9 protein-coding genes are annotated in these 9,672 nt (G+C 69.9%); 4 read left to right on the top strand and 5 right to left on the bottom strand.

What is annotated here, in order from left to right; all coding sequences use genetic code 11:
• Positions 1-586: 586 nt before the first annotated feature.
• Positions 587-1,720: an FAD-dependent monooxygenase gene (locus DA075_RS32540; RefSeq protein ID WP_099957250.1), complete on the top strand. Its 1,134-nt coding sequence runs from the start codon at positions 587-589 to the stop codon at positions 1,718-1,720.
• Between the two features lie 152 nt (positions 1,721-1,872).
• Here DA075_RS32540 and DA075_RS32535 read toward each other — a convergent pair whose 3' ends face one another.
• From DA075_RS32535 to DA075_RS32520, 4 genes are all read right to left on the bottom strand, one after another.
• Positions 1,873-3,105 carry an ABC transporter substrate-binding protein gene (locus DA075_RS32535; protein ID WP_099957249.1) on the bottom strand — a complete coding sequence of 411 codons (1,233 nt, stop codon included), beginning with the start codon at positions 3,103-3,105 and terminating at the stop codon, positions 1,873-1,875.
• A 233-nt stretch (positions 3,106-3,338) separates the two neighbouring features.
• Positions 3,339-4,889 (bottom strand): 2-polyprenylphenol 6-hydroxylase, encoded by a 1,551-nt coding sequence (gene ubiB, locus DA075_RS32530; RefSeq protein ID WP_099957248.1) that lies wholly within the window; start codon positions 4,887-4,889, stop codon positions 3,339-3,341.
• A 10-nt stretch (positions 4,890-4,899) separates the two neighbouring features.
• Positions 4,900-5,658 (bottom strand): bifunctional demethylmenaquinone methyltransferase/2-methoxy-6-polyprenyl-1,4-benzoquinol methylase UbiE, encoded by a 759-nt coding sequence (ubiE, locus tag DA075_RS32525; RefSeq protein ID WP_099957247.1) that lies wholly within the window; start codon positions 5,656-5,658, stop codon positions 4,900-4,902.
• 114 nt (positions 5,659-5,772) lie between these two features.
• Complete coding sequence (locus DA075_RS32520) at positions 5,773-6,609, bottom strand: hypothetical protein (protein ID WP_123834538.1); 837 nt, start codon at positions 6,607-6,609, stop codon at positions 5,773-5,775.
• On the opposite strand from DA075_RS32520, the gene mutM reads away from it, so the two are divergent.
• The 3 genes from mutM to DA075_RS32505 all read left to right on the top strand — a co-directional run bounded on the left by mutM (position 6,608) and on the right by DA075_RS32505 (position 8,869).
• Positions 6,608-7,498 carry a bifunctional DNA-formamidopyrimidine glycosylase/DNA-(apurinic or apyrimidinic site) lyase gene (gene mutM, locus DA075_RS32515; protein WP_099957245.1) on the top strand — a complete coding sequence of 297 codons (891 nt, stop codon included), beginning with the start codon at positions 6,608-6,610 and terminating at the stop codon, positions 7,496-7,498. The genes DA075_RS32520 and mutM overlap by 2 nt on opposite strands.
• Positions 7,499-7,701: 203 nt before the next feature.
• Positions 7,702-7,986, top strand: coding sequence for an alpha/beta fold hydrolase (locus DA075_RS32510; RefSeq protein ID WP_174800193.1), 285 nt, complete (start codon positions 7,702-7,704; stop codon positions 7,984-7,986).
• A 286-nt stretch (positions 7,987-8,272) separates the two neighbouring features.
• Positions 8,273-8,869 (top strand): phasin family protein, encoded by a 597-nt coding sequence (locus DA075_RS32505; protein ID WP_099957244.1) that lies wholly within the window; start codon positions 8,273-8,275, stop codon positions 8,867-8,869.
• A 49-nt stretch (positions 8,870-8,918) separates the two neighbouring features.
• On the opposite strand, the gene DA075_RS32500 is transcribed toward DA075_RS32505, so the two are convergent.
• Complete coding sequence (locus DA075_RS32500; protein WP_099957243.1) at positions 8,919-9,668, bottom strand: SDR family oxidoreductase; 750 nt, start codon at positions 9,666-9,668, stop codon at positions 8,919-8,921.
• Between the last annotated feature and the right edge of the window lie 4 nt (positions 9,669-9,672).

Below are 9,672 nucleotides of genomic sequence, written 5' to 3'. Positions count from 1 at the left end.
CCCGCTCGACTTGCATGTGTTAAGCCTGCCGCCAGCGTTCGCTCTGAGCCAGGATCAAACTCTCAAGTTGAAGAGCTGATCAAAGCTGATCACAATAGTAACGGAGGCTCACGACCGACCGGCGTTTCCGCACGATCGTGTGAGCACCGAAACGTCGGACCAGCATCATCCTACTCATGATCCCGCCCGAGGGCAGGATCCGCAGGGACGACGCCGTCCACGCTTCTCTTTCTCGTATGAACTTGTCAAAGAGCCGATCGGGCGTGAGCCAGATCTCGTACCCTGGAGAACAGAAAGCAGCGCCGGGTTGCCCTGGCCCTTGCTTCGTCGTCTCTCGGGAAGTCCTTCGAGGCGGGCCGTTCGTCTCGGCGCCCCGTCGGTGAGCGGTCGTTTAAGGGTAGCCGGCTCGCCTGTCAACCGCAGCGCTGGCGTCGGTCTGCGCGCCGTCGTTCCGTCCGATCACCCGTCTCGGGCGAGGATTATCGCGTTGGGGCCGAGAGGGGAGGGGACGTCGTCGCGTGCAAGTCGCCGCGGATCGTGCATAGGGATCCCGGGTCATGCATCGACGGGAGCTTCGCGTAGGCCGATGACCACGGACACAGTCGATCGCGTCCTCGTCGCCGGCGGCGGCATCGCCGGCCTGGCGGTCCGGCGCGCCCTGCACCGGCGCGGCCTTGCCTCTCTCACCCTGGAACGGCGCGGCGGCCCGGCGGAAGCGGGCCTCGCCATCAACCTGCCCGGCAACGCGGTCCGTGTGCTCGCGCAGCTCGGCCTGCTGGATGAGCTCCGGGCGGTCGGCACGCGCCTGCGCCGGCGCGAGTACCGCACCGAGCGCGACCGCCTGCTCTTCGCCGTGGACGAGGAGGCATTCTGGGGCTCGGAGATAGGGCCGCACTGCCTGCGTCGCGCCGACCTGCTGCGCCTCCTGCAACTCGGCCTCGCCCCGGACGATCTCCGCCACGGCGCCGGGATCGTTGCGGGCCGGCAGACCGAACAGGGTGTGGAGGTCGATCTCGAGGACGGGACGGTCGAGACGGGTGGCCTGCTCGTCGGTGCGGATGGCGTGCATTCGCGGGTCCGGCGCAGCCTGTTCGACGATCGGGCGCCGGGCGCGGCGCTGCTGGCCTCGCAGAGCTGGCGCGTCATGGTGCCCAATCCGGGCGTCGAGGCCTGGACGCTGTGGGCCGGCGCCGGGGCCTTGTTCCTGCTCATCCCGGTCGATCGCGGGGAGGCCTATGCCTGGATCTCGGCGAGCGACGGTTCCGGGGAGGGGCTCGACCCGGCCGGCCTGCGGCAGGCCTTCGCGTCATTTCCGCGCTTGGTCCGCGACACGCTGGAGGCGGCGCTCGCGCAGCCCGCCGGCCTCCATCACTCGCCGCTGGAGGAGGTCCGCATTCCGGCCTGGACCCGCGACCGGGCCGTCCTCGTCGGCGATGCCGCCCACGCGACTGCCCCCGTCTGGGCTCAGGGCGCCGCCCTGGCGCTCGAGGACGCCCTGGTCCTGGCCGACCTGCTGGCCGGAGCGAGCGACTGGCGTTCCGTCGGCAGGGATTACGAGCGGCTGCGCCGGCCGCGGGTCGCGCATGTGCAGGCCATGACCGATCGCCTGTCGCGCACGGCGCGGCTGCCGGGCTGGGCGAGGACCCTGCTTCTCCCGATGATCGGGCCGCGCAGCTACCGGGCGACCTATGCGCCGCTCCGCACGGCGGTGACGGCCTGAGGCGATCGTCACGATCCCATCCTGCCGGCCGGCGCGTTGAGGTGCTCCGCGCCCGTGGCGCCCGGCCCGCCGAGGTCAAAGCCGGTGCGGCGCGCCGGATTTCGTCGGGCGGCCTCGTCGGCAGGGGCCCCGGTCCGGGAGGAGGGCTTCGCCTATTGCGCCGCCTTCACCAGCGGGCACCCGCCTTCCGCCAGCGGCCGGAAGGCCTCGTCGCCCGGTACGGTGGCGATGAGCTTGTAGAGGTCCCACTCGCCGGTCGATTCCTTCGGGGTCTTCACCTGCATCAGGTACATGTCGTGGACCATGCGGCCGTCCTCGCGAATCTTGCCGTTCGTCGCGAACATGTCGTTGACCGGCGTCTCGCGCATCTTGGCGATCACGGTCTTCGCGTCGTCGGTGCCGGCGGCCTGCACGGCCTTCAGGTAGTGCAGCACCGAGGAATAGACCCCCGCCTGGTGCATCGTCGGCATCAGCCCGGCCTTCTCCTTGAAGCGGGTGGCGAAGGCGCGGGTCTCGGGCGTGCGGTCCCAGTAGAAGGCCGTGGTGAGGAGCAGGCCCTGCGCCACCTCGATGCCGAGGCTGTGGACGTCGTCGATGTTGATGAGCAGCGCCAGCAGGGTCTGGCCGCCTTGGACGATGCCGAATTCGTGCGCCTGCTTGATCGCGTTGACGGTGTCGCCGCCGGCATTGGCGAAGGCGATGAGCTTGGCCTTCGAGGCCTGGGCCTGGAGCAGGAAGGACGAGAAGTCGGCGGTGGCGAAGGGCGCGCGGACGGTGGAGACCACCTTGCCGCCGGAGCGCTTCACCTCCGCGATGGCGTCGCGCTCGAGGGCGTGGCCGAAGGCGTAGTCGGCGGTGACGAAGGCCCAGCTGTCGAGGCCCTTCTTCACCGCGGCATTCCCGGATACGTGCGAGAGGGCGTAGGTGTCGTAGGTCCACTGGATCCCGGTCGGGGAGCATTGCGGCCCGGTGAGGTCCGAGGTGCCGCCGCCCGAGACGATGAGCAGCTTGCCCTTCTCCTTGGCGACCTGCTGCACGGCGAGCGCCACCGAGGAGGTCGGCACGTCGAGGATCACGTCGACGCCCTCCCGGTCGTACCATTGCCGGGCGATGTTGGAGCCGACATCGGGCTTGTTCTGGTGGTCGGCGAAGACGACCTCGATCGGCTTGCCGTCGAGGGTGCCCCCAAAGTCCTTCACCGCCATCTCGGCGGCGATCACCGAGCCGCGGCCGGTGGAATCGGCGTAGACGCTCGACATGTCGTTGAGCACGGCGAGCTTGACCTTGCCGTCGCTCAGGCGCGGCTCGGCGGAGAGGGCCGGGGCAGCGAGGGCGTAGAGCGACGCGGCGGCGAAGAGCGCGGCGCGGAGGGCGACGAGGGACATCAGGGCGTTCTCCCGGGCGCGTCCGCTTCTGGGCGAGCGGATCGTGGCGCCTCGGGGGCCATGAGAGGGTGTGACGCGGCGGGGCGCAAGTCGGGAGGAGGCACGCGAGACCGGGGATGACCGCCCATGACGTGATGCGGCCGCCTTTCTCAACCCTCTGCGTCATCCCGGGTTCTCGCCCTTCGGCGAGGCCCGGGGTGTCATTGTGTTTCGTTCGTGCAGCGTCCGGGCGCTCACCGCAACGCGATCGCCAGAAGCGACCCGGCGATCACCCAGAGCGCCAGGGTCGACCACACCATCCGCTTGGTCTCGGTGCGGATGCGGCGCTCGACGCGGGACACCTCGCGCAGGCCCTCCTCGTCGAGGCGCACCAGCACGCGCTTCGCCCGCTGGGCGAGGTCGGGCACGTCCGCCACCACCTCGGCCAGCGTCAGCACCGCGCGGCGGGCCTGGTCGGCCCGGCCGATGGGGCCGAGATTGCGGGCGAGCCAGGCGCGCACCACCGGCTCGGCGGTGGTCCACATGTCGAGGCGCGGATCGAGCGAGCGGGCGACGCCCTCGACCACCACCATGGTCTTCTGGAGCATCACCAGCTCGGTGCGGGTGCTCATGTCGAAGAGCGCGGTGACGTCGAAGAGCAGCGTCAGAACCTTCGCCATCGAGATCTCGTCGGCCCGGCGCTGGTGGATCGGCTCGCCGATCGCCCGGATGGCCTGCGCGAAATCGTCGACGGAGTGGTGGGAGGGCACGTAGCCGGCCTCGAAATGCACCTCCGCCACCCGGCGATAGTCGCGCAGGATGAAGCCCAAGAGAATCTCCGCCAGGAAACGGCGCTCCTTCAGGCCGAGCCGGCCCATGATGCCGAAATCGACCGCCACCAGCCGCCCTGCGGGATCGACGAACAGGTTGCCCGGATGCATGTCGGCGTGGAAGAAGCCGTCCCGGATCGCGTGGCGCAGGAAGGACTGGATCACGGTTCGACCCAGGGCCGCGACGTCGTGCCCGGCCGCCACGATCGCCTCACGGTCGTTGAGGCGGATGCCGTCGATCCACTCGCTCGCCAGCACGTCGCGGCCGGTCAGCTCCCAGACCGGCTGCGGCACCCGGAACTCGGGATCGTCCTTGATGTTCTCGGCGAGTTCCGAGAGGGCGGCGGCCTCGAGCCGCAGGTCCATCTCCATCGCGACGGAGCGGGCCAGGGTCTCCACCACCTCGCGCGGGCGCAGGCGCTCGGCCTCGGGGCGCAGGGCCTCGACCACCCGGGCCATGAAGCGCATCGCCTGGATGTCGCGGGCGAAGCGCTCGCGCACCCCCGGCCGCATGATCTTGACCGCGATCACCCGCTCGGTGCCGTCGGGCTCGCGCAGGTGCGCCTTGTGCACCTGGGCGATCGAGGCGGCGGCGATGGGCTCGCTGAACGAGGTGAACAGCTCCGAGAGCGGCTTGCCGAGCGTGGCTTCGAGGGTTGCGACCGCGACCGCTTGCGGGAAGGGCGGCACCCGGTCCTGCAGCCGCTCCAGGTCGCGGGCCGCCGCCATGCCGACGATGTCGGGCCTCGTCGCCAGGAACTGGCCGAACTTGACGTAGGACGGCCCGAGCCGCGTCAGCGCCGCGGGCAGGCGGCCGGGGCCGAGGCCCGGCCGTTCGAGCTTGCGGCCGAGCCGCAGGACGAGGCGCAGGTGCGGCGGCAGCTCGGCGGCGTCCACGAAGGCGAGGGCGCCCTCGCGGGCCATCACCCAGCCGACATGGATGCCCCGCGCGAGGTGGGCGACGAGGCTCAGCACGGGCGATGCCTCACGCGAGCTTCCAGCCGGAATGAATCGCGCAGATGCCGCCCGAGAGCGGCCGGTGGGTGACGTGGCCGAAGCCCGCCTCCTCGATCATCCGGGAGAAGCTGCCGGGGGTCGGGAAGCGGCGGATCGACTCGACGAGGTACTGGTAGGATTCCTTGTCGCCGGCGACCAGCGAGCCGAGGCGCGGGATGACCTTGAACGAGTAGGCCTCGTAGATCTTGTCGAGCCCCGGCACGTCGACATGGGAGAATTCGAGGCACAGGAAGCGCCCGCCGACCTTCAGCACCCGATGGGCTTCCCGGAGCGCCAGCTCGATCCGCGGCACGTTCCGGATGCCGAAGGCGATGGTGTAGGCGTCGAAGGTCTCCGACGGCAGCGGCAGCGACTCGGCGTTGCCGGCGACGAAATCGATCCGCGAGCCGTAGCGGTGGCCGGCCCGCTCGCGGCCGACGCCGAGCATCGCCTCGTTGATGTCGAGGACCGTCACCTTGGTGTCGGGCCCACCGGCCTCCAGCGTCCGGAACGCGATGTCGCCGGTGCCGCCGGCGACGTCGAGCAGCCGGAACGGCCGGGTGCGCGAGGGGCGCAACGTCGACACGAAGGCGCTCTTCCACGCCCGGTGCAGTCCCCCCGACATCAGGTCGTTCATCAGGTCGTAACGCTTGGCCACCGAGCGGAAGACCTCGTTGACGCGGTCCTGCTTCTCCGCGAGCCTGACGCGCTCGAAGCCGAAATCGGTGCTGGTCTCGTCGCCGGCCATGCCTTCAGGTCCCCTGTCGTGGCGGCCTGCATAGCGAAGGTGGCGGGATTGCGCCATCTGGCGCGGAGCCTGGGGGGTGCGGTTCTTCGCGCGGCGGCCGGCCGCGGCCGGGCATCAGGAGCCGGGCCGCCCCGCCACGCGGTAGAGGCCCGCCTCGTCCCGTCCGACGGGGACCGGCGTCCCGGCATCCCGGGCCGGTCCGTCGACGGCTGCCGCCAGGGCCGTGCGGATCGCATCGGTCCCGCCGTTCTCCGGATCCTGCGCCGCATCGACGAGCCTCGTCAGCGACACGCCGGCCTGATCCAGCCCGAGACGGTTCTCGATGAGGCGGATGATCAGATCCGGCGTCCTCTGCTTCAACAGAAGCGCGGTCGTCTGTGGATCGAGCTTGAGCCGGGCGCCGACCCCCTGGACCATCTCTCCGTCGCCCGGATTCGCCCGGAGGGCGATCAGCGCATCCTTGATCGCCGCTCCGAGTTCGGCCAAGGTTTTGTAAGTCGACGGATCGAGACCGAAGACCTCGCCGATCTGCCGGGTCTTCTGGACGAACAGCGTCTCGCCGTTCACGCTGCTGACGCCGAACAGCGCCTCGTTCACCGCCGCTCGGGCCTGGAGGTCCGTGGAGCGGCCCGGGGAATCGGCTGGATTCGTGCGATCGCCGAATGGGCCGGAGAGCGCCGTACGCGAAGGGGCCGTCTGCCGCAGCATGACCAGGGCCGCATTCCCGGTGGTTGGAACCAGTTTCATCGCACGCTCCGCCGCCTCCGGCAGCGGGTCGTGATCACGTCCGAAACCCCGCCGCCATGGGCCCGCAACATAGGGGAATTTACCTAAGGTCACGTGAATGGGCGCGGCCGCACCCGACGGAGGCGAAAGCGCGGATTGGCGAAAGCGGCGCGGCGCCCCCATCTCACGGCGAGAGGGTTCTTCGCCCGCGTTCCAGGATGTCATGCCCGAACTGCCCGAAGTCGAGACCGTGCGCCGCGGCCTGGAGCCCGCCCTGGTCGGCGCCCGCTTCACCGAGGTCGTGCTGAACCGGCCGAACCTGCGCTTTCCGTTTCCGCCCCGCTTCGTCGAGCGCGTGCGGGGCCAGGAGGTCACGGCCCTGTCGCGGCGCGCGAAGTATCTGGTGGCCGAGCTGTCCTCCGGCGAGGCGCTGATCATGCATCTCGGGATGAGCGGGCGCTTCGACGTGCACCTGCCCGATGGCCGCACCGTTTCGCCCGGCGACTTCTACCTCGAAGGCGCGCAGGGTCAGGCCAAGCACGACCACGTCCGGCTCGCGCTCTCGAACGGCGCCCGGGTCGTCTACAACGACGCCCGCCGCTTCGGCTTCATGGACCTGGTGCCGTCTGCCGGCCTCTCGACCTGCCGCCACTTCGCCGGCATGGGCATCGAGCCGCTCGGCAACGAACTCTCGGGCGAGACGATCGCGGCGCTGTTCGCGGGCAAGCGCACGCCGCTCAAGGCCGCGCTCCTCGACCAGCGGCTGATCGCGGGGCTGGGCAACATCTACGTCTGCGAGGCGCTGCACCGGGCCAAGCTCCATCCGGAAGCCCCGGCCGGCACGCTGGCGGATGCCGCCGGCCGCCCGACCGCGAAGGCCAAGCGCCTCGCCACGGTGATCCGCGACGTGCTGACCGAGGCGGTGGCGGCGGGCGGCTCGACCTTGCGCGACTATGTCCACACCGACGGCAGCCAGGGGGCGTTCCAGCACGCCTTCCGGGTCTATGACCGGGAGGGGCTGGGCTGCACGGCGCGGGGCTGCCGCGGGGTGGTGCGGCGGCTGGTGCAGTCGGGGCGGTCGACGTTCTACTGTGAGACGTGCCAGCCGCGGTGAGCGCGAGAGAGGCGTCGCAGGCAAGATGTCGGATCCGGCCGAGGTCATCGATTGCGGCCTGCTCACGGTTGCGGACCGCCGGCCGCGATGCATCGGATCGCCGGTGCGCGGTCCGGGACTGGATGGCCTGGGAGACCGCGCATGTCTCGCTCGATCGAGCCTCGCCCCCGATTCCACCGCCGGACGATCCGGCGCGGGATACGGTGTTCGCGACCTTGGTGGCGCATTATTGGGCGAATGACGGCTTCCTGCGCGGGCCGGACGCGATCCTCTCCGGCATGGACCGTCTCGGTGCCATCCCGGGGGTCCTGATCCATGGGCGCCGCGACATCAGCGGGCCGGCGGTCACGGCGTGGCAGCTTCACCGGCTCTGGCCGGCGAGCCGCCTCTGCATCGTGGAAGCGGAGGGCCATGGCGGGCCGGGCATTGCCGCCCGGATGAGGGAGGCGACCGATGGCTTCGCGATCCTCGACCACCAGCGGCAATGAGCCGTGACCCGGCAAGCGGCTGGCCGACCGACGGCGTCCTGGACGCAGCTTCCACGTCAAGGTCCCGGCATCGACGACCGTAATCCCGATTCCCATCGAAATTCTGAACTGTATCGTATGTTATCGCACTCTCATCGGATTCGTATTTCATCCGCTTTGCATCGCAAAAATCCAAGAACAACGATGCTGAAATAAAGCAAAATCGACGAAAATCATCAGACGAAATCCATTCTGGGGAGGAATGGGGCCGAGGCGCGTCGATTGGCAGACGACCAGGAGAAGCGAAATGGCGACGACCCAGCAATCCGAACAGGCCAAGAAAACCGAGCCGGTGAAGGGCGCTCTCGATGTCAACTCCACTGGAATCGAGAACGGCGCCGCGCAGGCGTCCAAGATGGCCGACCTCGCCAAGGACAGCATCGACAAGGCCGGCGCGCTGCAAGGACGAACCGCCGATACTGCGCAGCAGATGATGCAGATCGGCGTCGAGACGGTCTCGCGCACGGCGCGCGAGTTCAACGATCAATTCCAGCGGACGATGGGCGTCGGCAGCGAGGACGGGGCGCGGTTCGCCGAGCAGGCGCGGAAGAACTCGGACGCCGTCAGCCGCTGCGGCACGGTGATGACCCACGCCATGCAGGATGCCTGGCGCAGCTCCGTCGAGCTCGGCCAGAAGCGCTGGCAGCGCAACCTGGAGGGCCTGAAGCGCCTCGCCGGCGCCCGTAACCTGCAGGAACTCTCGATGCTCCAGAGCGAGATGATGCGCGAGAGCGTGCAGAGCCTGGTCGAGGATGCCCGCACCGTCGCCGAGACATCCCTGCGCTCCCTCGAGGAGGTCGGGACGATCTGCGCCAGCGTGAAGCCACTGCCGGCGTCGCGCTGAGGCGGGACGGGCCCGCGCCTCCGGACCGGGAGGCGTGGGCCCGGCCGGTTCAGACCGTGCGGCCGCCGTCGATCGGCATCTCGACGCCGGTGATGAACTCGGCCTCGTCGGAAGCGAGGAAGAGCGCCACGTTGGCGATGTCGGTGGCGCGCGACATCCGGCCGAGCGGGATCGTGGCGACGAACTTCGCGCGGTTCTCCGGGGTGTCGGGCACGCCCATGAAGGCCTCGAGCAGGCCGGTCTCGCCCATCACCGGGCAGAGCGCGTTGACCCGGATCTTCCACGGGGCCAGCTCGACGGCCAGCGACTTCGACATCAGGTTCACCGCCCCCTTCGAGGCGTTGTACCAGGTCAGGCCCGGCCGCGGCCGGATGCCGGCGGTGGAGCCGACATTCAGGATCACGCCGCCGCCATTGTCGCGCATTGCCGGAGCGAGGGCCCGGACGAAGTGGAAGATCGACTTCACGTTGACCCGGAAGACCCGGTCGAAGGCCTCCTCGTCCACCTCCATCAGCGGCTGGTTGCGGTGGGTGGTGCCGGCGTTGTTGACCAGGATGTGCGGCGTGCCGAAGGCCTCGGTGGTGCGCCGGACCGCCGCCTGCACGTCCTCGGCGCTGCCGACATCCGCCGCGATGGCGATCGCCGCCGCGCCGATCTCTTTCGCCACGCGCTCGGCGGCGTCGCCGCGCAGGTCGAGCACCGCGACCTTGGCGCCTTCCTCGGCGTAGCGCTTGGCGATGCCCTCGCCGAAGCCGCCGCCGGCGCCGGTGACGATCGCGACCTTGCCGTTGAGCCTCATGAAA

The sequence above is a fragment of the Methylobacterium currus genome (assembly GCF_003058325.1).
Lineage (GTDB): Bacteria > Pseudomonadota > Alphaproteobacteria > Rhizobiales > Beijerinckiaceae > Methylobacterium > Methylobacterium currus.
The sequence above is the reverse complement of the archived record's forward strand: the minus strand, read 5'-3'. Positions and strand labels throughout refer to the sequence as shown.

Excerpts from the sequence above, each read along its gene's own strand:
- mutM (WP_099957245.1), top strand. The coding sequence starts at position 6,608 with ATGCCCGAACTGCCCGAAGTCGAGACCGTGCGCCGCGGCCTGGAGCCC.
- DA075_RS32540 (WP_099957250.1), top strand. The coding sequence starts at position 587 with ATGACCACGGACACAGTCGATCGCGTCCTCGTCGCCGGCGGCGGCATC.
- DA075_RS32520 (WP_123834538.1), bottom strand. The coding sequence starts at position 6,609 with ATGACATCCTGGAACGCGGGCGAAGAACCCTCTCGCCGTGAGATGGGG.
- DA075_RS32505 (WP_099957244.1), top strand. The coding sequence starts at position 8,273 with ATGGCGACGACCCAGCAATCCGAACAGGCCAAGAAAACCGAGCCGGTG.
- DA075_RS32535 (WP_099957249.1), bottom strand. The coding sequence starts at position 3,105 with ATGTCCCTCGTCGCCCTCCGCGCCGCGCTCTTCGCCGCCGCGTCGCTC.
- ubiE (WP_099957247.1), bottom strand. The coding sequence starts at position 5,658 with ATGGCCGGCGACGAGACCAGCACCGATTTCGGCTTCGAGCGCGTCAGG.
- DA075_RS32500 (WP_099957243.1), bottom strand. The coding sequence starts at position 9,668 with ATGAGGCTCAACGGCAAGGTCGCGATCGTCACCGGCGCCGGCGGCGGC.